Raw genomic sequence first — 26,863 nt, 5'->3', positions numbered from 1 at the left:
CTGGAACGGATTGAAGTAAAGGATTGCAGTAAAGCGCGGTGGACCACTCCGAACGGTGGCCGCCGCGGCTGAAAAGGATGGAGTGGGGCGCATGCAGGGCATGCGTACGGCTCGAACAAGCACAGCGTTACAGGGCGCCCGCAAGCGGCGACCGGCGCGGTGCCTGCGAAGGCCAGACCATTCGGGGATATCGCGGCGGCCGCGTCCAGCGGCGGTACGCACGCGTTTCGAGGCGTTCAGGCGTCTTTTTTCCGTCGGCATATCCATCCAAGGAGCGGATCATGGCTCAGTTCAGCGCGTCACCTGGCAGTCCGGCAGTGCCCAACTTCGAATCCGGCGAAAGCAGCGAGTCCGCAGATAATCTGCGCTTGCCGGCCGGCTACAGCGAGCGGCTCTACAACCACGACCTTGCACCGCTCAAGGAGCAGACCTGGGGCGCGTACAACATCTTCGCGTTCTGGATGTCCGACGTGCATAGCGTCGGCGGGTATGTGTTCGCGGGGAGCCTCTTCGCGCTCGGCCTCACGAGCTGGCAAGTGCTCGTCGCGCTGATCGTCGGCATCTCCATCGTCAATGTGCTCTGCAACCTGATCGCGCGGCCGAGCCAGCGTCACGGCGTGCCGTACCCGGTGGCGTGTCGCGGCACCTTCGGCGTGCTCGGCGCCAACATTCCCGCCGTGATTCGCGGTCTCATCGCCGTAGCGTGGTACGGCATCCAGACCTATCTCGCTTCGAGCGCGCTCGTGATCGTCGTGCTCAAGTTCGTTCCGCAACTCATGCCTTACGCCGACGTGCACAAGCACGGCATGCTCGGGCTTTCCGCGATAGGCTGGGCCGGCTTCATGACGCTCTGGGTGCTTCAGGCGTTCGTGTTCTGGAACGGCATGGAGACCATCAAGAAGTTCATCGACTTCGCGGGGCCGGCGGTTTATGTCGTGATGTTCGCGCTCGCGGGCTACATGGTGTATCGCGCGGGCTGGCACAACATCGGCCTGAATCTTGGCCAGGTGAAATATCACGGTACCGAAGTGATTCCCGTGATGATCACAGCGATCTCGCTCGTGGTGTCGTATTTCTCGGGTCCGATGCTCAATTTCGGCGACTTTTCGCGCTATGGCAAGTCGCTCAAGAGCGTTCATAAGGGCAACTTCTGGGGGCTGCCGGTCAACTTTCTCGCATTCTCGCTCGTCACGGTCATCACGACGTCGGCTACGCTCCCCCTGTTCGGAGAACTGATTACTGATCCCGTCGAAACGGTCAGCCGCATCGATCATCCGACCGCTGTGATTCTCGGCGCGCTCACGTTCACGATTGCGACCATCGGCATCAACATCGTCGCGAACTTCGTTTCGCCCGCGTTCGATTTTTCCAACGTCGCGCCGCGGCTCATTAGCTGGCGTGCGGGTGGCATGCTCGCCGCCGTGGCCTCGATCTTCATCACGCCGTGGAATCTCTTCAACAACCCGGCTGTGATTCACTACACGCTCGACGTGCTTGGCGCCTTCATCGGGCCTTTGTACGGTGTCCTGATCGTCGATTTTTATCTCGTGAAGCGCGGACGTCTTGCCGTAGATGATCTCTACTCGGTGTCGCCGAAGGGGGCGTACTGGTATCGCAACGGCGTGAACTGGCGCGCGGTATCGGCTTTGCTGCCGGCAGCGGTGATCGCGATTCTCTGCGTGATGGTGCCTTCGCTCGGCGGCGCGGCGAACTTCACCTGGTTCATTGGCGCCGCGCTCAGCGCGTTGTTCTATCGCGCGCTCACGATGGGCGAACGCGCTCGCGCAAACGCATGAGCTTCACGCAAAGCCAGGCATCGACGAAGGAACCGAAATGCGCATCAAATTGATCAATCCGAACACCACGCAGCGTATGACCTCCGCGATGGAGCAGTGCGCTCGCGACGTGATCGCACCGGGCACGGAGGTGGTTGCGGTGAGCCCGACGATGGGCCCGCCCTCGATCGAAGGCTATTACGACGAGGCGCTCGCCACGCCCGGTCTGCTCACCGAAGTGGAGGCGGGCGAGCGCGAAGGCTTCGACGGCTACGTGATCGCGTGCTTTGGCGACCCGGGCCTTTACGCGGCGCGCGAGTTGGCGCGCGGGCCCGTCGTGGGCATCGCGGAAGCCGCGATGCATGCGGCGAGCGTGCTTGCGCCGGGCTTCTCCGTCGTGACGACGCTCTCGCGCACACGCGCCATGGCCTGGCACCTTGCCGAGCGCTATGGCATGACGCGTTTTTGCCGCAACGTGCGCGCGATCGACGTGGCCGTGCTCGAACTCGATGAACCGGGATCGGCCGCGCGCCGCGCGATTGTCGACGAGTGCCGCCGCGCGCTCGAAGAAGATGGCGCGGACGCGATCGTGCTCGGTTGCGCGGGCATGACGAGCTTGTGCGCGCAGGTGGAGGACGCACTCGGCGTGCCGGTGGTCGACGGCGTGACGGCCGCCGTGAAGTGGGTGGAGGCGCTCATCGCGCTGCGCCTCACGACCGCCAAGCGCGGCGACTTCGCACGGCCGCTCGCCAAGCGTTACGACGGCGAATTCGCGCGATTCAGCCCGGTAAATCCAACCCCGGTCACGGAAACGCCGCCGCCCGTGCGGCCGCTGCGCTACGGGTAAACGCGCAACGCGTGCAAAGCGAGCTGGCCGCCCGGGTGACGCCGAATCGGGCGGCCACATACACCTCGCTTGACCCGTACTATCTGAGCGTGCGTATGGGCGCGTACGGGTGATTTCGCTACACTGGTCCGGTCCTGTAAGCAGGTTGCGCGGACCGTCCGCCAGGCCTCGCAAAGCAGCGCCGGCGGCCGCTTCACGGCGCCTCGCCGTTGCGCGGATATTTCGTTTCATCCTCTCTATTCGATTGATTCGACCAGCATGCCACTCGATCCCCAATATCCCCGCGATCTGATCGGTTATGGCCGGCATCCGGTGCAGGCCAACTGGCCCGGCCAGGCGCGCGTCGCGGTGCAGTTCGTGCTCAACTACGAAGAGGGCGGCGAAAACTGCGTGCTGCACGGCGACCCCGGCTCCGAGCAGTTCCTCTCCGAAATCGTGGGCGCCGCAGCGTATCCCGCGCGCCATATGAGCATGGAGTCGATCTACGAATATGGCTCGCGCGCGGGCGTGTGGCGCATCCTGCGCGAATTCGAAAAGCGCGGTTTGCCGCTCACCGTGTTCGGCGTGGGCATGGCGATCGAGCGTCATCCCGAAGTCGCGCGCGCGTTCGTCGAGCTGGGTCACGAGATCGCGTGCCACGGGTATCGATGGATTCACTACCAGGACGTTTCGCCGGCCAAAGAGGCCGAGCATATTAAGCTCGGCATGGAAGCGATCGAGCGCGTGACGGGTGTGCGCCCGCTCGGCTGGTACACGGGGCGCGACAGCCCGAACACGCATCGCCTCGTGGCCGAGTATGGCGGCTTCCTCTACGACTCCGATTACTACGGCGACGACCTGCCGTTCTGGATGGACGTCGAGGTCACAGGCGGCAAGTCGGCGCCGCAACTGATTGTGCCTTACACGCTCGACACGAACGACATGCGCTTCGCTTCGCCCCAGGGCTTCAACACGGCGGATCACTTCTTCACCTATTTGCGCGACGCATTCGACGTGCTCTACGAGGAAGGCGACGAAGCGCCGAAGATGCTCTCGATCGGCATGCACTGCCGGCTGCTCGGGCGCCCTGGGCGTTTTCGCGCGCTGCAGCGCTTTCTCGATCACATCGAAAAGCACGAGCACGTGTGGGTCACGCGCCGCGTGGACATCGCGCGGCACTGGCGCGAACATCATCCCTATCAACCGCAGCAGAACGACCACCGCGGGGCCGCCGCATGAAGGCAATGCACTACACCCTCGAACAGCTGAATCAAGCCTCGGTCGACGCCTTCGTGGCGGCGCTTTCAGGCATCTTCGAGCACTCGCCCTGGGTCGCCGCTGCGGCCGCGCAGCAGCGCCCGTTTGCGAGCATCGACGCGCTGCATCGCACCATGTCGCAGGCCGTGGAAACCTCGGGCGAGGTGCAGCAGCTTGCGCTCATCAACGCCCACCCGGAGCTTGCGGGCAAGGCCGCCGTGCGCGGCGAGCTGACCGCCGAATCCACGCGCGAGCAAAGCGGCGCGGGTCTGAACCAGTGCACGCAGGAAGAGTTCGACAAGCTGCTCGCGCTCAATGGCGCGTATCGCGAGAAGTTCGGATTCCCATTCATTCTCGCGGTGCGCGGCTATGACCGCCACGGCATCATGGCCAACTTCGAGGCGCGCGTGAACAACAGCCGCACCGATGAATTGCGCGCGAGCCTCGACCAGATTTACCGCATTGCGCGCTTCAGGCTGGACGAGCTGATCGACGCGTAACGTGGCGATGCGCCCGCCGGCTTTTCGCGAGGGGGTGCAGCGCCGTTTTGATCTACAGAAAAGACACGAAGGAAGACAACGATGGCACTCCCGACTCTCGACCCCAACGCCCCCGATTTCACGCGCCGCTTCGTGAATCTCGCGGACCCGCGCCTGGGCGCGCAGGCGCTCGAGGCGAGCGACGACTTCTTCGCACCGAAGGATCGCATGCTCAATCCGGAGCCGGCCGTCTTTATTCCGGGCAAGTACGACGAACACGGCAAGTGGATGGACGGCTGGGAAACGCGCCGCAAGCGCACGACCGGCTACGACTGGTGCATCGTGAAGTTCGCGCGCCCCGGCGTCATCAAGGGCCTCGATATCGACACGAGCCACTTCACGGGCAACTACCCGCCGGCGGCATCGGTGGAGGGCGCGTATGTGCCCGATGGCGCACCCACTGCCACGACACAATGGACGGAGATCGTTCCCTCGACGTCGTTGAACGGCAATAGCCACCATTACGTGGAAGTGTCCAGCGACAAGCCGTACACGCACCTGCGCGTGAATATCTATCCCGATGGCGGCATCGCGCGTCTGCGCGTGTACGGCCAGCCGCAGGTGGACTGGGCGGGCGCGAGCCGCACCGAAATGTTCGACCTGGCCGCGATGGAAAACGGCGCGTACCTCGTTGGCGCGAACAACCAGCACTTTGGCATGGCCTCCACGCTGCTCATGCCGGGCCGCGGTATGAACATGGGCGACGGCTGGGAAACGCGCCGCCGCCGGGAACCGGGCAACGACTGGGCGATCATCGCGCTCGCGCAGCCGGGCATCATCAAGAAGATCGAAGTCGATACGGCGCACTTCAAGGGCAACTACCCCGACCGCTGCTCGTTCCAGGCCGCGCGCGTGGTGGGCGGCACGGACAGTTCGCTCGTGACCCAGGCCATGTTCTGGCCGGTGCTGCTCGGCGAGCAGAAGCTGCAGATGGACAAGCAGCACTACTACGAAAGCGAGCTCGCGGCGCTCGGCCCGGTTACGCATGTGCGCTTCAACATCATCCCGGACGGCGGCGTTTCGCGTGTACGCCTCTGGGGCACGCTCGCCTGATACGCTGACGAGGCCATCATGAGTGAAACAAGGACGACGCTGACCATCGAGCCGCTCACGCCCGAGGCGTTCGCACCCTTCGGCGATGTGATCGAGCTCGCGGGCGCGAAGCAGATTCCGATCAATCTGGGCACGACCATCCGCTTTCACGATCTCGCGAACGTGGATGTGACCGACCAGGGCGGCCGCACGCTCGTGAATCTTTTTCGCGGGCAGCCGCGGGAGCTGCCGTTCGAAGTGAAGATGCTCGAACGGCATCCACTGGGCAGCCAGGCGTTCGTGCCGCTCAACGACAAGCCGTATCTGGTGGTGGTCGCGCCGGCGGGCGAGCTGGACGTCACGCAGATTCGTGCTTTCGTTTCGCGCGGCTGGCAGGGCGTGAATTATGCGAAGGGCGTTTGGCATCATCCGCTGATCGCGTTGGGCGAGGTGAGCGATTTCATCGTCGTCGATCGAGGTGGAGACGGGCTCAATCTCAACGAGCAGGATCTGGCGGAGTCATTTTGGTTGACAGAAGACGCGATGAAGGCAGCGACGCGCTGATTCAGGAAATTACGCAGCAGTCCGTATCAGCTGGAAAAGCCACGGTCGAGACCGTGGCTTTTTTGCGTCTGGCGGATGAAGTACGGTGGTGGTCCAGGTCGAGCCGGCTGCTCAGGGCGCGTTAAAGCTTGGCGAGTCATGCATGGCTGTGTGCGCCGCTCGATGCTTCATTGCTTCGAGCGGGCCAGTTGGCGAGGCTCGCGTCATACACGTTCCATACGTTCGGTGGGCGCCTGACTGGGTGATGCGCACCTGCGCATCGCCGCCCAACGCGCAAGCTCTTCAGCAAAGAAACCGTACCAAAAGAGAAAGGACCCGAAGCGCATCGCACTTCGGGTCCTTCCCGTCGCAACTCACGTAGCGCGATGCAAACCAATCGCGCTGCCAGCTACCGTCATTGCTTCGCGCCGCCCTGGAACCACATCGCGATCTTCTGCCGCTCGTCGTCGGTCATGTGCGTGACGTTGCCTAGCGGCATCGCCTTGAGCGTCACAGCCTGCTGATACAGGCGTTGTGCGTTCTGCGAAATCTCATCGGGCGTATCGAACATCACGCCTGCGGGTGCGGCACCCATCAGCGTCGGATGGGCCGAGTGACAGGATGCGCAGCGTTGCTGCAGGATCGGCTGGATATCGGAAACCCTCAGCGACGGCGCGTTCGCGGCTTCGGCCTGCGGCACGACCGGACGCGGCAGCGTCCAAACTAGCGCGACGAACATCAGTGCCACGCCGCCGATCGGCAGATACCAGAGCTGCTGACCACGATGACGCATCACGAAGAACTGGCGAATCAGCGCGCCGGCCAGCATGATCACGACGAGCACGGCCCAGTTGTAGGCGTGGGCGTAGGTCATCGCGTAGTGGTTCGACAGCATCGCGAACACCACGGGCAGCGTGAAATAGGTGTTGTGCACCGAGCGCTGTTTGCCGCGCTTGCCGTAGATCGGATTCGGCACTTCGCCCTTGAGCATCGCGGCGACCATCTTGCGCTGGCCCGGGATGATGACGAAGAACACGTTGGCCGACATGATCGTCGCGAGCATCGCACCCATGATGAGGTACGCAGCACGGCCCGAGAAAATGTGGCACGCGAGGTAGGCCGCGATCACGACATAGATGCCTACGCACACGCCCAGCAGCTTGTCCTTCGTGCCGAGCACGCGGCACAGCGAGTCATAGACGATCCAGCCCGCGGCGAGGAAACCGAGCGCCGAGAAGATCGCGACGACCGGGCCCATATCGAGCACGTTCTTGTCGATGAGATACGTATTCGGCGCCATGAGGTAGAGCACCGTGAAGAGCGACGCGCCCGACAGCCATGTGGTGTACGACGGCCACTTCGACCAGTGGAGGTCGTCGGGCATTTCAGGCGGCGCCACGGTGTACTTCTGCATGTTGTAGAAGCCGCCGCCGTGCACGTGCCACAGCTCGCCGAACACGCCGCGGCGGCGCTGGTTCGGGTCCGTGGGCGGTTTGAGGCTGTTGTCGAGCGCGACGAAATAGAACGACTCGCCAATCCAGGCGATCGCCGCGATGACGTGGAACCAGCGCAGCGCGAGGTTCAGCCAATCGGTAATAAAGCCTTCCATGAAACGTCTCCAGTCCTGATGCATTGCGCGCGCGCCTGAACGCACGCGCTAACTGCGGGGTATGAGCGCGCTGCGTAGCGTCGGTGCCGCTGGACGACCCTTGCGCTGCTGCGCTGCCGTTGTTGTTCGTATGTCCTTGGGCTTGATGACCCGGGCTAGAAGATCGCCCGGAATGCCCTATGAGAATGTATTGCGGTGGCCGCCCAGGGCCCGCTCAGCTGCCCCGATAGGTGCTGTACGACCACGGCGAAACGAGTAGCGGCACGTGGTAGTGCGAACCGGCGTCGGCGATGCCGAAGCGCAACACCACGCGGTCGACGAAGCGCGGCTCGGGCACCTTCGTGCCGAGAGCGGCGAAATAGTCGCCGGCATGGAACACAAGTTCGTATTCGCCCTTGGCGAGTGCTTCGCCCTCGAGCAGCGGCGCGTCGCAGCGGCCGTCGTCATTGGTGGTGACGGTCTTGAGCGCGCGGCGCGCGTCGCCCGAGAGCGCAAAGAGCTCGACCTTGATGCCCGCGCCGGGACGGCCGTTCGCGGTGTCGAGCACGTGGGTAGTCAGCTTGCCCATTCGCAGTTTTCCTTGTGAGTGCCTGGTGCGATTGCGAGGTTTCAGCGGCAGCCCCCGATCCCATGCATGATGCATTGCGGCGGATCGAGGCTCCACGTCAGTGGCTACATACCCGTCGGCGGATCGAAGCGAGCGCCGTGAACGCATTTTAAGAACGATCGCACCCGGCGCGCGCGAGCGATAGGAAAGATAAAGCTACGCGCATGAGGGTGAGCCCTGGGTGCCTGTCGCTCATTGCGCCCTGGATTCAGGCGACCCTTGTTTGTATCGTAGCGACGCCAAAAATCGACCTTTATATGCGTGGTGTAAATGTGGGTATCGCAGTGGCGCGAATTGCCACGACTATTTTGGTTGCGGATCGTAGAGGCCATGCGCAGCGCGTGCTGCGCGTCCCGAAGACGGCGGTGGACGCCGGGTAACCGGGCCAGCGGCGTCCTCGTCGGGACGCGTCGGCACCGGGCGCCTGGGCGACCGGCGAGTCCGGCCGGCGAGGCGAGGGCGTCTGGTTCACACGCCGTGCGCGAGTCCGAAGGAAGGGCCAAGGCTCGCGGCGGCACGACAACGGAGCGAATAAGGACGATGGAACCCACACTCGCACAGCGGCAAAACCCGCAAGACCCGCAAAAGCCTGGCAAGACGTTGCTGGTGAAAAACGCCGACATGCTGGTGACGATGGATGGCGCGCGCCGTGAGATTCGCGGCGGCGGCCTCTACGTCGAAGGCAACCGCATCGTCGCGGTCGGCCCGACGGCGGAATTGCCCGCCACGGCAGACGAGGTGATCGACGCCAGCGGCCACCTAGTGACGCCGGGGCTCGTCAATACGCACCACCACATGTACCAGAGCCTCACGCGCGCCGTGCCGGCCGCGCAGGATGCCGAACTGTTCGGCTGGCTCACGAGTCTCTACAAGGTATGGGCGAACCTCACGCCCGAGATGATCGAGGTCTCCACGCTCACCGCGATGGCGGAGCTGCTGCTCTCGGGCTGCACGACGTCCAGCGATCATCTGTACATCTATCCGAATGGCAGCCGCCTCGACGACAGCATTCGCGCTGCGCAACACATCGGCATGCGCTTTCACGCGAGCCGCGGCAGCATGAGCGTCGGCCAGAAAGACGGCGGCTTGCCGCCCGATGCCGTGGTCGAGCGCGAGGACGCGATTCTCGCCGACACACAGCGCCTCATCGAGACGTATCACGACGAGGGCCGGTACGCGATGCTGCGCGTCGTTGTGGCGCCCTGCTCGCCGTTCTCGGTGAGCCGCGACCTGATGCGCGAATCGGCGGTGCTCGCGCGGCATTACGGCGTGTCGATGCACACGCATCTCGCCGAGAACGTCAACGACATTGCTTACAGCCGCGAAAAGTTCGGCATGACGCCCGCCGAATACGCACAGGATCTCGGGTGGGTGGGCCGCGACGTGTGGCATGCGCACTGCGTACAGCTCGACGACCACGGCATCGATTTGTTCGGCCGGACCGGCACCGGCGTCGCGCATTGCCCGTGCTCGAACATGCGGCTCGCCTCGGGCATCGCGCCCGTGAAAAAGATGCGGCTCGCTGGCGTGCCGGTCGGCCTCGGCGTGGATGGCTCGGCGTCGAACGACGGCGCGCAGATGGTGGCCGAGGCGCGCCAGGCCATGCTGCTCGCGCGCGTGGGCTTCGGCCCGGACGCCATGACGGCGCGCGAGGCGCTCGAAATCGCGACGCTCGGCGGCGCCCAGGTGCTGGGCCGCGACGACATTGGCGCGCTCGCACCCGGCATGGCGGCCGACTTCGTGGCCTTCGACCTGCGCCAGCCGCTTTTCGCGGGCGCGCTGCACGACCCGGTCGCCGCGCTCGTCTTCTGCGCACCCTCACAGGTCGCGCTGAGCGTGATCGGCGGGCGCGTGGTCGTGAAGGAGGGCGTGTTGCAGACGGTGGAGCTTGGGCCGGTCATCGAGCGGCATAACCGGCTCGCGGCACAGCTCGTGCAGATGGCGCGCTGAGGCAGTCAAGCGCGCAACGCTCAGGTGTGTTGATCAGGTCAAGCGGCCGCCGCAACGTGCGGCCGTGCAACTCAAGGCTTGTCGATCAGCGTTTTCGTCGCTTCGGCGATGAGGCTGCGCAACCAGCGTACTTCGTCCGAGTAATGACAGCGTTCGTGCCACAACTGGTAGTACTGCATCGGCGGGAAGTCGAGCGGCGCGGGCACGACCGTGAGCGGCAAGAACCGCGCATAGTGGTCGGCGAAAAGGCGCGTGGTCGTAAAGACCAGGTCCGACTTCACGAGCACGTAGGGCGCGAGATTGAAGTAGGGCAGCGTGACGACCACGTGGCGCTTGAGGCGCTCGCGCGCGAGATGTACGTCGATGGCGCCGCGCTGGCCCACGGAGTAGGGCGTGGGCGCGAGATGCGGCGCGTTCAGATACTGGTCGAGCGTGAGCCCGCCGCGCTTGGCGAACGGGTGCGCGTTGTTCATCAGGCAGACGATCTGGTCGACGAACAGGTTCGAGAGATGCAGCTGTTCGGGCGGCTCGGGCCAGTTGCCGATGACGATATCGAGCTTGCCTTCCTCGAGCGCGAGCTCGTAGTCGAACGCAGGCCCGAGCGAGTGAAATTCGAGCGTGGCGTTGGGCGCGGCCTGGCGAAAGCGCTCGACCACGGTCGGTACGAACAGGACGTTCAGATAGTCAGGACAGCCAATCCGATAGCAGCGGATGGAGGTGGCCGGATCGAAATTGTGCTGCTGGAAGCGGATGCGCTCGATCTCGCGCAGCGCGTTCTGGACGGGTTCGAGCAGGCGCAGGCCGTACTCGGTCGGCACCATGCCGGACTTGCCGCGCACGAGGAGCGGGTCGCCGGTGATGTCGCGCAGGCGCCGAAGCGCCGCGCTGATTGCGGGCTGGGACTGATTGAGCTTGACGGCCGCGCGTGTCACGCTGCGCTCCATCAGAAGCGTGTGCAAGACGCGCAAGAGGTACGTGTCGATCGCCTCGCGTTGCTGACTCATGAATTCTCCGAATTATATGTTCTGGCTGATCGATGAGGCTTGGGAGTATATCGTTTTTAATATGGACAAAAAGTGGCGTCAAGCAAGGCTTACCCCGAGGCTCGCGCCGCTTCGCCCGTGCAGCGAGGCAACAGCGATTTTTGGCGGCTCGACCTTCGCAGGGCTAACAGGTATCGTCACCCCCGCACGGCGGCGCGCGGCGGCCAGCGTCAAACGGTTAACAGACAGCAATAACGTACATCGGCGGAACCTCCATGGGTGATTCTTCTTCACGTCAGGCATCGCGTGCGCAAGACGGCAGTGGTGTGCCGCGCCTCGCGCTTGCCGGCATCACGAAGCAGTACCCGGCGGTGCGCGCGAACGACGATGTCACGCTCTCGGTCGCGCCTGGCGAAATCCACGCCTTGCTCGGCGAGAACGGCGCGGGCAAGAGCACGCTCATGAAGATCGTCTACGGCGCGGTGCGGCCGGACGCGGGCGAGATCCGCTGGGAAGGCCAGGCCGTCGAAATTGCGAGTCCGGCTGCGGCGCGCAAGCTCGGCATCGGCATGGTGTTCCAGCATTTTTCGTTGTTCGAAACGCTTACCGTCGGCGAAAACATCGCACTCTCGCTCGACGAACCGTTCGACCTGAAAACGCTCGGCAAGCGGATTCGCGAGGTGTCGGCGCAATACGGCCTCGATGTCGATCCGCAGCGCCATGTGCATAGCCTCACGGTGGGCGAACGTCAGCGCGTCGAGATCGTGCGCTGCCTGCTGCAGAATCCGCGTCTGTTGATCATGGACGAACCGACCTCGGTGCTCACGCCGCAAGCGGTGCGCAAGCTGTTCGGCACGCTGCGGCGACTGGCTTCCGAAGGCTGCAGCATTCTCTATATCAGCCACAAGCTCGACGAAATCCAGGCGCTTTGCGACACGGCCACCGTGCTGCGCGGCGGCAAGGTCACGGGCCGCGTCATACCGCGCGAAGAAACGCATGCGTCGCTCGCGCGGTTGATGGTTGGGCGCGAACTGCCCGACTACACGCGGCGCGCGCACGCGCCCGGCGACGTGCTGCTCGAAGCGCAGCATCTGTCGATGCCGAGCGACGATCCGTTCGGCACCTCGCTCAACGATGTTTCGTTCAGCGTGCATGCGGGCGAGATACTCGGTATCGCCGGCGTCTCGGGCAACGGCCAGGCGGAATTGCTCGCCGCGCTCTCGGGCGAGGCGCAAGCGGCCCGTCATGGAGTGAGCGCCGATGCCGTCAGGATTTGCGGCAAGCCCGCGGGACGCCTTTCGGCCGGGGCGCGCCGCAAGCTCGGCTTCGCGTTCGTGCCGGAGGAGCGGCTGGGGCGCGGTGCCGTCCCGGCCATGTCGCTTGCCGAAAACGCCTTGCTCACGGCACACCGCGAAGGCATGGTGCGCTCGGGCTGGCTCAGGACCGGCGCGATGCGCGCGTTCGCCGAGCGCTGCATCGGCGCGTTCGATGTGCGCTGCGGCGGTCCGGACGCGCTCGCGCAAAGCCTCTCGGGCGGCAATCTGCAGAAGTACATCGTGGGGCGCGAGATTCTCCAGGCGCCGAAGGTGCTCGTGGTCGCGCAGCCCACCTGGGGCGTGGACGTGGGCGCGGCCGCATTCATTCGCCAGCAGTTGCTCGATCTTTCGGCTCGCGGCGTGGCGATACTCGTGATCTCGGAAGAACTGGAAGAGCTTTTCGACATCTGCGACCGCATTGCCGTGCTCGCGGGCGGACGCCTTTCGCCGGCGCGTTTGACCGGCGAGACGAACGCCGAGGAAATCGGCCGCTGGATGGCGGGCCTCTTCGGCGAGCGCGCCGACCGCGGAGATGGCGGCGGCAGGCCTGACGGCGAGCCGCCCGCGCAGACCGTGGCGAACGCGTGACAGGCGACCCATAACAACACGCGCAAGCACATCGACCACCCGAGACCGACCAGCGACTTCACGACCATGATCTTCCCGTACCGACTCGAAGCCCGCACGACGCCGTCGCGCACGGTGCGCATCGCCGTGCCGCTGATTGCGGCGCTGCTCACGCTCGCCATCGGCTTCCTGATCTTCGGCCTCGTGGGCCGCGATCCCTTGCAGGCGATGCACGCGTTCTTCATCGAACCGCTTTCGAGCATCAACGGCTGGTCCGAGCTCTTGCTCAAGGCTTCGCCGCTATGCCTGATCGCGCTCGGTCTCGCGGCGGGATATCGCGCCAACGTGTGGAACATCGGCGCGGAAGGGCAGATGGTGCTGGGTGGCATCGCGGCGAGCGGCGTGGCGATCCATTTCGATCAAGCCACGGGCTGGTGGATCCTCTTCCTGATGATGTTCGCGGGCGTGCTGGGCGGCATGGCGTGGGCGGCGATTCCCGCGTGGCTCAAGAGCCGCTTCAACACCAACGAGATCCTCACGAGCCTGATGCTCACCTACGTCGCCACGCAACTGCTGATCTGGCTCGTAAGCGGTCCGTGGCGCGACCCGCAAGGCATGAACTTTCCGCTCTCCGAAATGTTCAGCGGCGACGCGCTCTTTCCGACCTTCGGCGGCGACTGGCGCATCCACTGGCTGCGCGGCACGCGCGTGAACGCATCGATCTTCCTGACGCTCGCGGCCATTCCGCTCGTGTGGCTCTTCATGCGCCGCAGCTTCGCAGGCTATCGCATGAGCGTGGGCGGGCTCGCGCCGCTCGCGGCGCGCTATGCGGGTTTTTCGGAGAAAAAGACGATCTGGACCTCGCTGCTGCTGTCCGGCGGCCTCGCGGGCCTGGCGGGCATGGGCGAGATTGCCGGCCCCATCGGCCAGCTGCAGGCGACGTGGTCGCCGGGCTACGGCTTCACGGCGATCATCGTCGTGTTTGTGGGGCGTCTGCACCCGGTCGGCATCGTGCTCGCAAGCCTCTTGATGGCGCTGCTCTACCTGGGCGGCGAAGCCGTGCAGACATCGCTGCAATTGCCGCAGGCGCTTTCCGGCGTGTTCCAGGGGCTGCTGCTGTTCTGCCTGCTCGGCGCGGACCTCTTCGTAAACTATCGCGTGCGCCGCCGTCATCCGGTCGCGGTTGCGAACTGACCAGCGCAATCCAGAACAATCAAACGGGCCACACGACATGGATATCCAGCAAGCCAGCTCGCTCGCCTCGAGCGCCGTCACCGCCGCCATTCCGCTGCTGTTCGCGGGCGTGGGCGAACTCGTCACGGAGAAGTCGGGCGTGCTCAACCTCGGCGTCGAAGGCATGATGCTGATGGGCGCCGTCACGGGCTACGCGGTCACGACCATAACTGGCAGTCCCTGGGTCGGCCTCGTTGCGGGCATGGCCGCAGGAATCGTCATGGCCTTGCTGTTCGGCTTTCTCGTGCTCACGATGCTGGCCAACCAGGTCGCAACGGGCCTCTCGCTCACGATCTTCGGCGTCGGGCTCTCGGCGTATGTCGGCAAGCCGTATACCTCGGCCGCCACGTCGGCGACCATCGCCGCCTGGCCGATTCCGGGGCTCTCGCAACTACCCGTGGTCGGGCAGGCGTTCTTTAGCCTCACGCCTGTCGACTACCTCGCGTTCATCATGTTCGCCGTGGTCGGCTGGTTCCTCTATCGCACGCGCGCCGGGCTCGTGCTGCGCTCGGTGGGCGAGTCGCCGCAGGTCGCGCATTCGGTGGGCTTTCCCGTGATCGGCGTGCGCTATGGCGCAACGGCCTTCGGCGGCGCAATGGCAGGCCTCGCGGGCAGCTACTACTCCGTGGTGCAACTGCATTTGTGGCAGGAGCAGATCACGGCGGGGCGTGGCTGGATCGCGCTCGCCCTGGTCGTGTTCGCGACGTGGCGCCCGGGCCGCCTATTGATCGGCGCGCTGCTCTTTGGCGCGGTCACGGGCGCGCAGTTCTACGCGCAGGCCGTGGGCGTGCCGGTGCCCACGCAGTTCCTGGCCATGTTGCCGTATGTCGCGACGATCGTCGTGCTCGTGCTCATTTCGCGCAACCCGAACACGATCCGCCTGAACGCGCCGGCTTCGCTCGGCAAGCCGTTCTTTGGGGCCGCCTAGGTGGGGCCGCCTAGGCGGGGGCCGCCCACGTGGGTCCAATTATCCGGAATGCTAACCAACACGCCTTGAACGCTCGCCGTTCCCAATCCACGACAGGAGAACCACGATGAAAAAAACCATCCTGACCGCTTTCGCCGTTGCCGCCACGTGCGGCGCGGCGGCCCTCGCGCCTGCGGCCCACGCCGCCGATGCGCCGGGCGTCGCGTTCGTCTACCTCGGCAATCCGGGCGATGCCGGCTGGACCTTCGCGCACGATCAGGGCTCGAAAGTCGCCGAGCAGAAGTTCGGCAACAAGATCAAGATCACGCGCGTGGAAAACGTGCCGGAATCGGCGGATTCGGAGCGCGTGTTCCGCGATCTCGCGAACAAGGGCAACAAGATCATCTTCGGCACGAGCTTCGGTTATCAGGACTTCCAGCTCAAGGTGGCAAAGGATTTCCCGGACACCGTGTTCCTGCACGCAACGGGCTACAAGAAGGCGCCGAACTTCGGCACCTATGACGTGCGCATGTATCAGGGCGCCTATCTCGCGGGCGTCGCGGCGGGTTACGCGACGAAGACCAACACACTCGGTTTCGTCGCCTCCGTGCCGATTCCCGAGGTCGTGCGCAACATTAACGCGTACACGCTCGGCGCGCGCTCGGTGAATCCGAAGGTGCACACCAAGGTCATCTGGATCAACAGCTGGTTCGATCCGGGCAAGGAGAAGCAGGCCGCCGAAACGCTGATCGGCCAGGGCGCCGACGTGCTGCTGCAAAACACCGATTCGAGCGCCACGCTTGCCACCGCCGAAGAGAAGAAAGTCCACGCGTTCGGCTGGGATTCGAACATGAAGAAGTTCGGCCCGCACGCGCACCTGGGCTCGGTCGAGGCGAACTGGGGCGTGTACTACGTCGCGGCGATCCAGCAGGTGCTCGATGGCAAGTGGAAGAACGACCCCGTGTGGTGGGGCATTCCGCAAAAGGCCGTCGATCTCGGCGACGTCAACACGTCCGAGCTTTCGGCCGACGCGCAAAAGGCCGTCGCCGCGAAGCGCGAACAGATCGCGAGCGGCAAGTGGGACGTCTTCTCGGGCCCGATCAAGGATCAGACGGGCGCAGTCAAGATTGCGGCCGGCAAGACGCTGACCGACCCGGAACTGCAACGCCTGAACTGGTACGTCGAAGGCGTGGACGGCTCGCTGCCAAAATAAGCATGAGTCGGGCGCTCGCGCCGCCTTACGCGGCGCGGGTGCGAATGCATTCTTCGTACGATTTCGACGTCCGCACGTGAAACGGCTGCGTGTAGCCTGCGAGGCGCGCGCAGCCGTTTGACTTTCTCGCCACCAACGCAACGCAGCGTCGCGTCAGTCGTCGATGCGTATACCGACCTTGATCGTGACCTGCCAGTGCGAGACCTGATCGTTTTCGATCAGGCCGCGCGTTTCCACGACCTCGAACCAGTGCAGGTGGCGCAGCGTCTTCGATGCCCGCGCGATGGCGCAACGAATGGCGTCGTCGCTGGACTCCTTGGACGAGCCGGTAAGTTCGATCTGCTTGTAGACGTGGTCGTTCATCACAGTGTCTCCTCGTGGGTCGCGCGGCGTCGGCGCGTCAATCGAGTATAGGTAACGGACCGGGGCGCAAGGGCAAAGATGAGAGAAGCCCGGCGCCGGTTATCATGGCGCCTCTCGCGAAAACGGGCATTCGACGTGCCCGTTTGCAGGCGTGAAAGCGCAACGGCGACCGGCAGGAGACGAACGAGATGGACGGGCAGGTATTGGGTTTTTGCGGACCGGGGCTGATGGGCGCGCCGATGATCCGTCATTTGCTGCACGCCGGGCACGCGGTGCGCGTGTGGAACCGCACGCCGGCGAAGGCCGAGGCGCTGATCGCCGACGGCGCGCAGGTGGCCGCGACGCCCGGCGAGTTGGCGCGCGAGGCGGACGTGGTGTTGCTGTGCGTCGCCGATGCGGCGGCGGTCGAGCAGGTGGTGTTCGGCGAGCACGGGCTCCTGGCCGGTGCGCCCGGCGCGAGCGTGCGCGTGCGCCGCATCGTCGATCATTCGAGCATTCCTCCCGACGCGACGCGCAGGCTCGCAGAGCGCGCGGCGGCATTCGGCGTGGGCTGGGTCGACGCGCCGGTTTCGGGCGGCGTGGCGGGCGCGCAGAACGGCACACTGGCGATCATGGCGGGCGGCATAGCGGCGGACGTGGAAGCCGTTGCGCCGATCCTCGGCGCCTACGCGGCGCGCGTGACCCATATGGGTGGCGTGGGCGCGGGCCAGACCACCAAGCTGTGCAACCAGGCCATCGTCACGGCCACCGTCGCCGCGATTGCCGAAGCGGTGAGCCTCGCGCGGCGCAGCGGCATCGACGCGGCCAAGCTGCCCGAAGCGCTCGCGGGCGGCTGGGCCGATTCGACGTTGCTGCGCACGTTCGTGCCGCGCATGACGCAAGACGGGCTCGAATCCATCGGCGCGCTCAAGACGTTTCAGAAAGACGTGGACACGATCGCCGCAGCGGCCGCCCAGACCGGTACGCCCATGCCCGTCTCGGGCACGGTCCAGCAATTGCTGCGTCTGGGGGCAGCCATGGGCCTCGCGCAGGCCGATTTTTCGGGTTTCATCGACGTCCTGCAGACGCCGCGCACCGGCGAAGCCTGAGCGGATCGGCCACGCGAAGGTCTCGCAGGCGATGCGGCCCCGTTGTAACCGGCGTGCATGGCGGCCTTCACATTGCTCACTTCTTGCCGTGTCATGCTGCGCGCAGCAGAGCTGTCCGCGCGGCTGGAACTCGCGCGCGAAGTGGCATAACCTGCTAAAATTACAGGTTTTTCGTCGATCTACTTACCGGGACGCGCTGTGCTCTCTACCGCCAACATCACCATGCAATTCGGGCCGAAGCCCTTGTTCGAGAACATCTCGGTCAAATTCGGCGAAGGCAACCGCTATGGCCTGATCGGCGCGAACGGTTGCGGCAAATCCACGTTCATGAAGATCCTCGGTGGGGATCTCGAGCAGAGTTCGGGCAACGTCATGCTCGAGCCGAATGTGCGTCTGGGCAAGCTGCGCCAGGACCAGTTCGCGTACGAAGACGTGCGCGTGCTCGACGTCGTCATGATGGGCCATACCGAAATGTGGGCCGCGATGACCGAGCGCGACGCGATCTACGCGAACCCCGACGCCACCGACGACGACTACATGCATGCCGCCGAACTCGAAGCGAAGTTCGCCGAGTACGACGGCTACACGGCCGAAGCGCGCGCGGGCGAACTGCTGCTCGGCATCGGCATCGGCACGGATTTCCACAATGGGCCGATGAGCGGCGTGGCGCCGGGCTGGAAGCTGCGCGTGCTACTCGCGCAGGCGCTGTTCTCGAAGCCGGACGTGCTGCTGCTCGACGAACCGACCAACAACCTCGACATCAACTCGATCCGCTGGCTGGAAGATGTTCTGAACGAGTACAACTCGACCATGATCATCATCTCCCACGATCGACACTTCCTGAACCAGGTCTGCACGCACATGGCGGACATGGACTACGGCACGCTGAAGATCTACCCGGGCAACTACGACGACTACATGCTCGCTTCGGCGCAGGCGCGCGAGCGTCAGGCCAACGCCAACGCCAAGGCGAAGGAGCGCGTGGCCGATCTGCAGGACTTCGTGCGCCGCTTCTCGGCGAACAAGTCGAAGGCGCGCCAGGCCACCAGCCGTCTGAAGATGATCGACAAGATCAAGATCGAGGAATTCAAGCCCTCGTCGCGCCAGAACCCGTTCATCCGCTTCGAGTTCGAGAAGAAGCTGCACAACATCGTCGTGGTCGCGGAAGAGATCACGAAGACGTACGAGCGCCGCATCTTCAACAAGCTCAGCATCAGCGTGCAGCCGGGCGAGCGCATCGCGATCATCGGCGAGAACGGCGCGGGCAAGACCACGCTGCTGCGCTCGCTGCTCGGCAACCTGGCCGTCGATAACGGCTCGGTGAAGTGGGCGGAGAACGCGAACGTGGGCTACATGCCGCAGGACACGTACGAAGAGTTCCCGGCCGACGTCACGCTGATGGACTGGATCGACCAGTACCGCCAGGAAGGCGACGACGAGCAGTCGGTGCGCGGCACGCTGGGCCGTCTGCTCTTCAATGCGGACGACATCAGGAAGTCGGTCAAGGTGCTGTCGGGCGGCGAGAAGGGCCGCATGATCTGGGGCAAGCTGATGCTCGGCCGCCACAACGTGCTGCTCATGGACGAGCCCACGAACCACATGGACATGGAGTCGATCGAGTCGCTGCAGATCGCGCTCGAAAAGTTCGAAGGCACGCTCATTTTCGTGTCGCACGACCGCGAGTTCGTGAACGGCCTCGCCAACCGCATCATCGAGGTGAAATCCGATGGCACGGTCAAGGACTACAGCGGCAACTACGAAGACTTCCTGGCCAGCCAGGGACTGCAATGAGTTTCGATCGCTGATCGAAGCGCGAAATGAATCGCCACTGTTGTACCCATTCCTGATGTACCCGATTGTACCCACTGGTTGTCCCGGTGGGTACAACTCCCAATCCCTCCGTGGTTCCCCGGGTTACCTTTGCTCCACCTGTGCCTATTGGCACGAGCTAAAATATTGCCGCCCAACTACAACTTGGAGGCAATCTTGGACATCGCAGCGATTACCGGCGCTTGGCAAGGTATAAAGGCAGCTAGGGAGCTTGTAGGTGGCTTGATCGATGCCAAGATCGATGCGGAAGCAAAGGCCCGCGTGTATGAAGCGCAAGCCAAGCTAGGGGACGTGCAAGACACGCTGTTCGACATGCGCGAGGAAATGTATTCCTTGCAGGAAGCAAACAAAAATCTCAAGGCGCAACTCGCAGAGGTCGAGGCGTGGCAGACAAAGGCCGCGCAATACGAGTTGTCGAAAACACCAGGGGGCGCGGTCGTGTATCGCTTCAAAGGCGAACCGGAGCACTACGCTTGCCCTAGCTGCTTCGGTTTGAAGCAAATCCACATCCTCCAAACCAACCGAACATATAGCGGAAAGTACCGCTGTACCGGGTGCAAGAGCGAATTCCCGGTTGAACCGCAGAAGCCGACAACCGCACCGAGCATGGCGCGTAACTGGTAACGTTTTGCGGGGCAAACCCCAAGCACGGCGGGTCGGCTATTCCTTGTCCCAATAGCTCCCGCTCGCCAACTTCTCGCCAGCCTCCCTTAGCTTGCCCTCGTGCGCCTTGATATAGCTCTTGAGCGCATCCCGTACTACCTCCGCCGTAGGCGTCCCCGTGATCGTCTGGAGTAGGGCGAGCTTATCTAAATCAGACACCTCTACCCGGACGTTCAATGAGCGGGCCGGGGCTTTCTGTGGTCTACCTCTAGGCATTTTCGTAACCCTCTGTACGTTTAATCCGTCCCCATTCTAGCGGCCCTCGCGGAATATTCATAGTCATAACGACGAATATTTTCATAACTTTTCTGTCTGACTCTGGCTATTAAACATAGTCATCTTTACGTTTAACATGCGAAGCACGCAGGGAGCAGTTGCCTAGCGAACAAATCCAACGGTTACGCACTTAACGAGGTAGACCATGCAACTGCTGTACATCGACGTCCCCGGTATGAATGCACACAAGGCGCACCGCCTAGTATTGGCAACGCTCACGCATTACGGGTTTCAGGGGACGCTAGCGGCCACGAAACAAAGCCGGGGAGTCTCCCGTGTCACGGTAGCGGCTCGGCATTGCGCTAACGAGCACGAGGGCGCAGCGCGCCTTATGGCCTCTGCGCTACCGTCTGGTACGCGCATTGGTGTTGGCCCGTGGGCCGTGTAAGCGTCTGTTTACAAAGTTGGTCAACCCACTAGGAGAGACTCACCCGGCTAAATGTTGGGGGGCACACTAGGAGAGACCCGGAGCTAAGCCAGCATAGGCCCTCCGGGTTTTCTTTTGGTTGCGTCAAATGTTGGGTGACCCACTAGGAGAGACCCACTCGCCCAAATGTTGGTCGGGACACTAGGAGAAGCCAACCGTACGAAAGTTGGTGCATAGACTAGGAGAGAGCAACTCAATTGTTGCCACTCACACTAGGAGAAGTCCCTCCGCAGTACCAATCATCCCAAACGGTAATAGGCCCCTGAGGTCTGTTGTCGTTTCTTTGCTGTAAACATTCGTCAAGAAAACAAATAGGAGTATTTATTATGACCGAGAGAAATCCTTGTTCAAGCAAGGTAGTTGCTGTACGTGTTGACGCTGATACATATAAAGCGTTGCGTTACCTCGCGGTAGACCGCGAAACCACAGTTAGCGCGATTCTGCGTGAGCATGCCGAGCAACTCACAATGAACGAGGCCGTAGAGAGTAGCCCGCGTACGGCCAAGCAATGAGGCGGCTACTCAAGAAGCTAACACGCAAGCGCAAACCGGACCCGCAACCAATGCGCTACCACGTCAAGATTGGCGAGGCTACATACGCGTTCCGCTTTCCCGAACCCGCTAAGCCTAACCCTCTCGATAGCGAACACGTACAGTTTCTAGGCAGTATCAAAGAGGATTAACGCGTACAACGTAGGCGGCCCGCCTTTGTGCCTTACGGGCTAGCCGGTAGACACTAAAGCCGCAACCTATGTGTAGTTATATTAGTAATTCTAATCATAAGGAAATAGATGGAAAAATTGTTTTCAAAGATCGTAGTCAAGACGATCTCAGAGGAGAAGCGAGAGATTGAGGGTATCGCAAGCACTCCCACGGTTGACCGTGTAAATGACATTGTGGACCCGATGGGACTTACGTTTCAAAAAGAAGTGCCGTTGTTACTTGGTCATGACCACGCTCAACCTGTCGGTACCGTGGCCTTTGGTACGCCTACTGCTAGGGGCCTCCCGTTTCGTGCGCGTATCGCTAAGGTAGACGAGGAGGGCGCGGTTAAGAAGAGGACCGATGAGGCCTGGCATAGCGTCAAGAGCGGCGTTATCAAGGGCGTCTCTATCGGTTTCCGCCCTAGCAAGTCGGAAAAGCTACCTAACGGCGGTACACGGTTTAGCAAGGCGGACGTACACGAGCTTAGCCTCGTTGCCGTACCGGCCAATCCTGACGCACGTATCACCTCGTACAAATCTCTCAATTTCTCGCAAGGAAACAATATGAATCAAGCTGGCCTCAACCAAGTCCGTAAAGCCCTCGCTATGTCGCCTATGGAGGCTGCGATTAAGTCCGCCGTTGCTCCGGCCACTACGGGTAACACTCCGGACCTTTTCTATCCGTCGCAACAGTCGGGCGTTACGATGCTGCAACCGGTTGTTACGCGTAGCGTGATCGCTCAGCTTATCGATCTTGGCGCACCGCAGTTGCCTCCCAATGTCCGAGCATTGACGCAACCGGCTAATCTTGTTGCACCGGAAGTCGCGGAAGGCGCGCCCGTCCCGGCGCAAGCTCCGAGTACGGAGGTAAAGCTTGAGGCGTTCCGCAAAGTGGGCCTCATTACGATAGTCAATTCTGAGCTTGTTGCGCTTGGTACTGACGAGGTTATGGGCTATCTGGATACGAACCTTGAGAACGCCGCTAACAACGGCATGGACGAGATTGTTACGGGCGAGTTGCTCACACTGGCCGGTACACCCAAGACGACCGTTAATGCGGCGTTCCAGGCGTTTACGGGCGATAGCCGTACGGCGTGTTGGATCGGAAATCCGGAGTACCTTGCTACGCTGCGCAGCGCTCAAGAGAATGAGGTTGGGCCTAACGGCGGGCGCTACTACCAATTGCCGGTCTTGCCCGCGCTGGCTATGCCATTCGGCACGCTCCTGTTGGTTGACGCAAAGCGTGTTGCTGTATATGACGGCCCGCGCGCCATCGACCGTAGCACTGAGGCGGATATCACGATGAGCAGCGCACCGGGTACGGAGGAGGCGCAGGTATACCACTTGTTCCAGCAAAACGGCGTGGGCCTCAAGGTAACGAAATACTTTGACTACGCGGTCATGACCAACCCCGTAGCGGTTTCTATCTAACTCCAACTAAACCTAGGGCCGCCGGAGCGCGGCCTAAACTAATCAGGAATACTAATATGTTTAACTACATTGCAAAGAAGCTTACCAAGCCCGCATCCCCTAAGACCATTGAAGAACTAATGGCGGCGGGTGGTCGGCTCGTTTTCCATGTTCCAGTAACGGATGCAAATGGGCGTGTGTTGCCGCCTGAGGAGGTGAGGGAACTGCACATTAAAAACGCACGCATGAAAATTGCGAGTCATGAGGGAATCGTAGCTAAGGCGGAGGGATTGCGCACGGTGGCGGAGCTTGAGCCGCTCGTTTCGGAGGCTATGGCCAAGGGCGGGGCAGCGGCGAAACATTGGGAATTGATGCAGCGGCGCTACTTCGGGGGCATGGCTGAAATGCACGAGGTTGAACAAGCTCAGCATGCATTCAACGTAGCCGCCGAGGCAGCCCGCCCCCTCAATGCCGAGCTTTCCACAGTCAAGGCCGCAGAGGTAGCACGGGCGGAGATTAACCGGCTCAAAGCGGAGTACAAGCTGTGAGAATGGAATTTGATTTCGAGGGCATCCTCGCCGGTAAGGACGAACATAGCCTTACGGAGTTGATCGCGGAGGCGGACCGGGATAACGCACTGGCGCGCCTCGTTATTGCTCGCAACGACCAAATCAAGGCAATGGCCCAACTCCGCCTAATCGGGATGCAGTTGCAGGGCGCGGAGGTTGAGTGAGTATCCCTAAGGTGGCTACCCGCCGCTCCCAACTATTTACGCCACGGGGAGAGATCGGGAAATACCAGCAGCGGCGCGACCGGGAGCATTCCCGGCGCGACCTGTCTAAGCGGGTGCGGGAAATGATGGGGCGTGCTCGCTAATGGCCGCCGGGTTGCAGGTTTGGAATGCAGTGGGCCAACTCATGTTAGACGGGACTACGCGTTGCGGGCGGATTAAGGGCGTCGCGCGTATTGATGGTAAAGGGCCTGGCCAAGCGCTCGCTAGCATGGCGGACGGTACGCCGTTTTGGTCATTCCAACCGGATTTCATGTTTAAGCATATCTCCAACCAGACCCCTCCACCAATTATCACGATTGACGCTAACGGAGTGTATTGGTCGTACTCCAGTACCTCCGGTCTTAGCTATCCAAATCCTATTACGGGGACTCTCATTTACGGGGTGTACTGATTTGGCAAATTAAATAAGGAGAACTACTATAAGTAACAGAAAGCGTACCCGCACTAAGCGGATCATTGAGTGGGGCCAAGCTAATATCAACCCTGAGGCGATGGCATACCTAGGCCGATCCCTGGCGGGCGACTTCGCAAGCCTCTACGCGCTTACAAACCGGCTATCGAATGAGGAGGTTGCTAGTCTTCTCCTTGAGATGTACCGCGTAAAAGCTTCGCAAGTAGCGTTCCGGTATTTGCTGCGGGACTTCTGGATTAGGCGGCATGACCTGGTGATAGCAGTGGCGGGCGGTATCCCTACTGTTTGCGAGATGTTCCGATATGCGGCGTTTCCTGTGTCGGCCAGCATTGGACTTACCGTTAAGGCGTACCGGGGAACGCGTGGGATACCCGCAGGGCAGAGCGCGGCTACGGGTATGTGCTGGAGTCTGAATAGAGACATTGCGTGTTACCACGCGTTTCCTGATGGTCGCGGCGGGGCCGTTGAGCCGGTAGTGATAGAGGCGGAGATTCCTAGGGAGCATATCCTCATGTACACAGAGGGGAAGCTACTTAGCGAGATTACTATTGTTCCTATCTCCACTAACCCCAAGATCGAGTACAGGGTGTCGCTACCCGTTGAGGACTGGCTTGTGAGCCGTACACGATTCGTAGCTGAGCGGACCGCATCCCTAGCTCTAATGAAGCAAAATCCGAACGAGCTTAGCCCTTCGGAGAGAGCAAACCGGGAGGTCGCTCTTGCTGAGCTAGTGGGGCCTCTAACAAATCGGGGCTAAGCGCTACGGCGGGCGTTTCACTCACTATCATAAACGTATAGGATAACGAATGAAAGGAATTAAAAGTAAGCTGTTCGAGTTGGGTGAGGCTATGCGTAAGGCCAGCATTGCGGCGTATGACATTAACCGGTCTATCCAAAAGCTCGCTAAGGATAACCCGGAGGAGGCGGACCGATATGAGCAAGAGGTTATCTCTGGTCTGCTTAAGCGTATCGAGGGCTTTAGCAGTGCGCCAGTCCAACGATAACAACGTGTGTCCGTCCTGTGGGGAGCGATTCCGCTCCTCGCGGGGCTTCGATGCACACCGCACGGGGAGCTTTGGGGAGCGTAAGCAGGATGGTACGTATCAACCGGCCAACAGGCGTTGCAAGACCCCGGCTGAGATGGCACGGGTCGGTATGGTGAGGAATGGGCGGGGCCTATGGGTTACCAAAGCATTCATTTTGCCTCTCGGTTTGTACCAAGGAGCCGATGGCGCACCCTAGGCAAGGGGAAGGTGGCTAACTAGGCTTGCGGAGGCTCCTAGCCTCACGCGCGCGCTCACAACGCTGAGGAATGGCCCATATCGGCCGGATTTAGGAGCTAAGGCGCGTTTCTGACGTTTTTATGGACTTAGCAATAAAACACGAGGAACCTGTCGGATACCGGCCAAATGGTCTCCGCAATTTGACATACCCGCCCCTCGGTCCATCTGTCAACCCCATAGACCCGCATCTTATAAACATCGGAGTACTACACATTGACCACTCGATACACCAACCATAGAGCTAGCGGTAACGCTCACCAACGTCTTAAAGGTAGGGCGCTACAGCGTCGCAACCTTAGTGTTAAGGAGCGTGACGGTTACTGTTGTCGCAAGTGCGGTATTGCTACTGTTTCAGGTGAAGTAGACCACATTAAAGCACTGGAGAATGGAGGTACAGACGATATGGATAACCTCCAGTATCTATGCGTTGATTGCCATAAGGTTAAGACCGCTCAAGACTTAGGTCATAAGGTAAGACGTGCATTCGGTCCTGATGGTATGCCAGTAGACGGTGCTTGGTAATGACCAAGGTAACTAGATGGAAGATACGTTGTGACAGTCCTATGCTCAACTCACTTGTGTTCCATAGTCGTAGAGCAGCTAAGGATACTGCTGATTGGTTCTATAGATGCAATCCATATACGACCATGAAAGAGCGTCCGTATAGGTTGACCAAGACGTGGTCCATTGAGGTCTGATCTGCTCGGTTCGATCGAATGGTATCTATCAATATAGCAAAATCGCTGAAAGCCCCGTCAGACAAGGATTTCAGCCTGTCAGTTTTGGTGTTTAACACCACTTTTCGACCATAGGAGGTACGTTGGATTTTGACGCTCTGGCGTTCATCAAGGATGCAGCAAGCCGGGGTATGCTCGTGGCGGACCCGGACTACAAGATGTGGCCTCACCTGTTTATCAAGAGGAAATTCACAGACGAGGAGATTGCTGAGCATAGGCGTACCTGTACTAAACCGCTGAAGCGGTAGGGGGAGGTGGGCACAGGTCTATGGCTGACGCTTCATGAGGAGGGTTGTCTGGCGCTGAGCCCCAGCGAGGTGGTGAGCGGTGTCGCCAGGAGCAGTATGTGGACGCCCGGTTGGGCATTCCACCTACTGTTTCTAGGAGGTTCGTCATGACTCCGCTGCGCCAACGCATGCTGCACGACATGCAGATCCGCAACCTTGCAGACAACACCCAGAAGACCTATCTGCTGCAAGTCTCCAGTTTCGCCCGGCACTTCCGGCGCTCACCCGAGGTGC

The 26,863-nt window shown here is 61.9% G+C and carries 22 protein-coding genes and 1 pseudogene; 19 read left to right on the top strand and 4 right to left on the bottom strand.

Features of this window, described 5'->3' with window-relative positions; translation table 11 throughout:
* The first annotated feature begins 281 nt into the window (after nucleotides 1-281).
* The 6 genes and pseudogenes from M3A49_RS02445 to M3A49_RS02420 all read left to right on the top strand — a co-directional run bounded on the left by M3A49_RS02445 (nucleotide 282) and on the right by M3A49_RS02420 (nucleotide 5,993).
* On the top strand, nucleotides 282-1,796 hold the full coding sequence (locus tag M3A49_RS02445; protein ID WP_254337581.1) for an NCS1 family nucleobase:cation symporter-1: 1,515 nt from the start codon (nucleotides 282-284) through the stop codon (nucleotides 1,794-1,796).
* A gap of 37 nt (nucleotides 1,797-1,833) precedes the next feature.
* Nucleotides 1,834-2,735: pseudogene (locus M3A49_RS02440) on the top strand (aspartate/glutamate racemase family protein).
* A 145-nt stretch (nucleotides 2,736-2,880) separates the two neighbouring features.
* A complete protein-coding gene (gene puuE / locus M3A49_RS02435) occupies nucleotides 2,881-3,840 on the top strand; it encodes an allantoinase PuuE (RefSeq protein WP_266227360.1) in 960 nt (319 codons plus the stop codon).
* Entirely contained in the window at nucleotides 3,837-4,358 is a 522-nt protein-coding gene (gene uraD / locus M3A49_RS02430) for a 2-oxo-4-hydroxy-4-carboxy-5-ureidoimidazoline decarboxylase (protein WP_266227359.1), read from the top strand. Before puuE ends, uraD begins: the two co-directional genes overlap by 4 nt.
* A gap of 81 nt (nucleotides 4,359-4,439) precedes the next feature.
* On the top strand, nucleotides 4,440-5,450 hold the full coding sequence (alc, locus tag M3A49_RS02425; RefSeq protein ID WP_266227358.1) for an allantoicase: 1,011 nt from the start codon (nucleotides 4,440-4,442) through the stop codon (nucleotides 5,448-5,450).
* A gap of 18 nt (nucleotides 5,451-5,468) precedes the next feature.
* Nucleotides 5,469-5,993, top strand: coding sequence for an ureidoglycolate lyase (locus tag M3A49_RS02420; protein ID WP_266227357.1), 525 nt, complete (start codon nucleotides 5,469-5,471; stop codon nucleotides 5,991-5,993).
* A gap of 394 nt (nucleotides 5,994-6,387) precedes the next feature.
* On the opposite strand, the gene M3A49_RS02415 is transcribed toward M3A49_RS02420, so the two are convergent.
* Both M3A49_RS02415 and uraH read right to left on the bottom strand, forming a co-directional pair.
* Nucleotides 6,388-7,581, bottom strand: a complete 1,194-nt coding sequence (locus M3A49_RS02415; protein WP_254352729.1) for a urate hydroxylase PuuD — start codon at nucleotides 7,579-7,581, stop codon at nucleotides 6,388-6,390.
* 214 nt (nucleotides 7,582-7,795) lie between these two features.
* The gene (gene uraH / locus M3A49_RS02410) at nucleotides 7,796-8,149 is read right to left on the bottom strand and encodes a hydroxyisourate hydrolase (protein ID WP_133186714.1); all 354 of its coding nucleotides are present in this window, start codon (nucleotides 8,147-8,149) and stop codon (nucleotides 7,796-7,798) included.
* 579 nt (nucleotides 8,150-8,728) lie between these two features.
* Here uraH and M3A49_RS02405 point away from each other — a divergent pair.
* Nucleotides 8,729-10,138: an 8-oxoguanine deaminase gene (locus M3A49_RS02405; RefSeq protein WP_266227356.1), complete on the top strand. Its 1,410-nt coding sequence runs from the start codon at nucleotides 8,729-8,731 to the stop codon at nucleotides 10,136-10,138.
* A 71-nt stretch (nucleotides 10,139-10,209) separates the two neighbouring features.
* Here the strand turns inward: M3A49_RS02405 and M3A49_RS02400 are convergent, their stop codons facing one another.
* Nucleotides 10,210-11,142: a LysR substrate-binding domain-containing protein gene (locus M3A49_RS02400; protein WP_254352727.1), complete on the bottom strand. Its 933-nt coding sequence runs from the start codon at nucleotides 11,140-11,142 to the stop codon at nucleotides 10,210-10,212.
* Nucleotides 11,143-11,396: 254 nt separating this feature from the next.
* On the opposite strand from M3A49_RS02400, the gene M3A49_RS02395 reads away from it, so the two are divergent.
* From M3A49_RS02395 to M3A49_RS02380, 4 genes are all read left to right on the top strand, one after another.
* On the top strand, nucleotides 11,397-13,025 hold the full coding sequence (locus M3A49_RS02395; protein WP_266227355.1) for an ABC transporter ATP-binding protein: 1,629 nt from the start codon (nucleotides 11,397-11,399) through the stop codon (nucleotides 13,023-13,025).
* 66 nt (nucleotides 13,026-13,091) lie between these two features.
* Entirely contained in the window at nucleotides 13,092-14,198 is a 1,107-nt protein-coding gene (locus M3A49_RS02390) for an ABC transporter permease (protein ID WP_254352725.1), read from the top strand.
* A 37-nt stretch (nucleotides 14,199-14,235) separates the two neighbouring features.
* The gene (locus M3A49_RS02385) at nucleotides 14,236-15,165 is read left to right on the top strand and encodes an ABC transporter permease (protein WP_254352724.1); all 930 of its coding nucleotides are present in this window, start codon (nucleotides 14,236-14,238) and stop codon (nucleotides 15,163-15,165) included.
* Nucleotides 15,166-15,271: 106 nt separating this feature from the next.
* On the top strand, nucleotides 15,272-16,357 hold the full coding sequence (locus M3A49_RS02380) for a BMP family ABC transporter substrate-binding protein (protein WP_266227354.1): 1,086 nt from the start codon (nucleotides 15,272-15,274) through the stop codon (nucleotides 16,355-16,357).
* A 153-nt stretch (nucleotides 16,358-16,510) separates the two neighbouring features.
* Here the strand turns inward: M3A49_RS02380 and M3A49_RS02375 are convergent, their stop codons facing one another.
* The gene (locus tag M3A49_RS02375) at nucleotides 16,511-16,720 is read right to left on the bottom strand and encodes a dodecin (RefSeq protein WP_254352722.1); all 210 of its coding nucleotides are present in this window, start codon (nucleotides 16,718-16,720) and stop codon (nucleotides 16,511-16,513) included.
* 188 nt (nucleotides 16,721-16,908) lie between these two features.
* Here M3A49_RS02375 and M3A49_RS02370 point away from each other — a divergent pair, with 188 nt between their 5' ends.
* From M3A49_RS02370 to M3A49_RS02335, 8 genes are all read left to right on the top strand, one after another.
* Nucleotides 16,909-17,808, top strand: coding sequence for an NAD(P)-dependent oxidoreductase (locus M3A49_RS02370; RefSeq protein WP_266227353.1), 900 nt, complete (start codon nucleotides 16,909-16,911; stop codon nucleotides 17,806-17,808).
* Between the two features lie 198 nt (nucleotides 17,809-18,006).
* A complete protein-coding gene (locus M3A49_RS02365; protein ID WP_266227352.1) occupies nucleotides 18,007-19,599 on the top strand; it encodes an ABC-F family ATPase in 1,593 nt (530 codons plus the stop codon).
* A 195-nt stretch (nucleotides 19,600-19,794) separates the two neighbouring features.
* On the top strand, nucleotides 19,795-20,262 hold the full coding sequence (locus M3A49_RS02360; protein ID WP_266227351.1) for a hypothetical protein: 468 nt from the start codon (nucleotides 19,795-19,797) through the stop codon (nucleotides 20,260-20,262).
* Between the two features lie 1,532 nt (nucleotides 20,263-21,794).
* The gene (locus tag M3A49_RS02355) at nucleotides 21,795-23,138 is read left to right on the top strand and encodes an HK97 family phage prohead protease (RefSeq protein WP_266227350.1); all 1,344 of its coding nucleotides are present in this window, start codon (nucleotides 21,795-21,797) and stop codon (nucleotides 23,136-23,138) included.
* Between the two features lie 56 nt (nucleotides 23,139-23,194).
* On the top strand, nucleotides 23,195-23,665 hold the full coding sequence (locus M3A49_RS02350; RefSeq protein WP_266227349.1) for a hypothetical protein: 471 nt from the start codon (nucleotides 23,195-23,197) through the stop codon (nucleotides 23,663-23,665).
* 2 nt (nucleotides 23,666-23,667) lie between these two features.
* The gene (locus tag M3A49_RS02345) at nucleotides 23,668-23,850 is read left to right on the top strand and encodes a hypothetical protein (RefSeq protein WP_266227348.1); all 183 of its coding nucleotides are present in this window, start codon (nucleotides 23,668-23,670) and stop codon (nucleotides 23,848-23,850) included.
* Between the two features lie 551 nt (nucleotides 23,851-24,401).
* A complete protein-coding gene (locus tag M3A49_RS02340) occupies nucleotides 24,402-25,079 on the top strand; it encodes a hypothetical protein (protein WP_266227347.1) in 678 nt (225 codons plus the stop codon).
* A gap of 739 nt (nucleotides 25,080-25,818) precedes the next feature.
* On the top strand, nucleotides 25,819-26,127 hold the full coding sequence (locus M3A49_RS02335; protein ID WP_266227346.1) for an HNH endonuclease: 309 nt from the start codon (nucleotides 25,819-25,821) through the stop codon (nucleotides 26,125-26,127).
* Nucleotides 26,128-26,863 lie beyond the last annotated feature (736 nt).

It is taken from the genome of Paraburkholderia sp. CNPSo 3076, from assembly GCF_026343935.1.
Classification (GTDB): domain Bacteria; phylum Pseudomonadota; class Gammaproteobacteria; order Burkholderiales; family Burkholderiaceae; genus Paraburkholderia; species Paraburkholderia nodosa.
Note: the sequence above shows the minus strand (reverse complement) of the source record. Positions and strands in the feature narration are given on the sequence as shown.

Excerpts from the sequence above, each read along its gene's own strand:
- M3A49_RS02400 (WP_254352727.1), bottom strand. The coding sequence starts at position 11,142 with ATGAGTCAGCAACGCGAGGCGATCGACACGTACCTCTTGCGCGTCTTG.
- M3A49_RS02375 (WP_254352722.1), bottom strand. The coding sequence starts at position 16,720 with ATGAACGACCACGTCTACAAGCAGATCGAACTTACCGGCTCGTCCAAG.
- M3A49_RS02420 (WP_266227357.1), top strand. The coding sequence starts at position 5,469 with ATGAGTGAAACAAGGACGACGCTGACCATCGAGCCGCTCACGCCCGAG.
- M3A49_RS02380 (WP_266227354.1), top strand. The coding sequence starts at position 15,272 with ATGAAAAAAACCATCCTGACCGCTTTCGCCGTTGCCGCCACGTGCGGC.
- uraH (WP_133186714.1), bottom strand. The coding sequence starts at position 8,149 with ATGGGCAAGCTGACTACCCACGTGCTCGACACCGCGAACGGCCGTCCC.
- M3A49_RS02340 (WP_266227347.1), top strand. The coding sequence starts at position 24,402 with ATGGCATACCTAGGCCGATCCCTGGCGGGCGACTTCGCAAGCCTCTAC.
- M3A49_RS02350 (WP_266227349.1), top strand. The coding sequence starts at position 23,195 with ATGTTTAACTACATTGCAAAGAAGCTTACCAAGCCCGCATCCCCTAAG.
- M3A49_RS02345 (WP_266227348.1), top strand. The coding sequence starts at position 23,668 with ATGGAATTTGATTTCGAGGGCATCCTCGCCGGTAAGGACGAACATAGC.
- alc (WP_266227358.1), top strand. The coding sequence starts at position 4,440 with ATGGCACTCCCGACTCTCGACCCCAACGCCCCCGATTTCACGCGCCGC.
- M3A49_RS02405 (WP_266227356.1), top strand. The coding sequence starts at position 8,729 with ATGGAACCCACACTCGCACAGCGGCAAAACCCGCAAGACCCGCAAAAG.
- M3A49_RS02385 (WP_254352724.1), top strand. The coding sequence starts at position 14,236 with ATGGATATCCAGCAAGCCAGCTCGCTCGCCTCGAGCGCCGTCACCGCC.
- uraD (WP_266227359.1), top strand. The coding sequence starts at position 3,837 with ATGAAGGCAATGCACTACACCCTCGAACAGCTGAATCAAGCCTCGGTC.
- M3A49_RS02355 (WP_266227350.1), top strand. The coding sequence starts at position 21,795 with ATGGAAAAATTGTTTTCAAAGATCGTAGTCAAGACGATCTCAGAGGAG.
- puuE (WP_266227360.1), top strand. The coding sequence starts at position 2,881 with ATGCCACTCGATCCCCAATATCCCCGCGATCTGATCGGTTATGGCCGG.
- M3A49_RS02445 (WP_254337581.1), top strand. The coding sequence starts at position 282 with ATGGCTCAGTTCAGCGCGTCACCTGGCAGTCCGGCAGTGCCCAACTTC.
- M3A49_RS02390 (WP_254352725.1), top strand. The coding sequence starts at position 13,092 with ATGATCTTCCCGTACCGACTCGAAGCCCGCACGACGCCGTCGCGCACG.
- M3A49_RS02395 (WP_266227355.1), top strand. The coding sequence starts at position 11,397 with ATGGGTGATTCTTCTTCACGTCAGGCATCGCGTGCGCAAGACGGCAGT.
- M3A49_RS02370 (WP_266227353.1), top strand. The coding sequence starts at position 16,909 with ATGGACGGGCAGGTATTGGGTTTTTGCGGACCGGGGCTGATGGGCGCG.
- M3A49_RS02415 (WP_254352729.1), bottom strand. The coding sequence starts at position 7,581 with ATGGAAGGCTTTATTACCGATTGGCTGAACCTCGCGCTGCGCTGGTTC.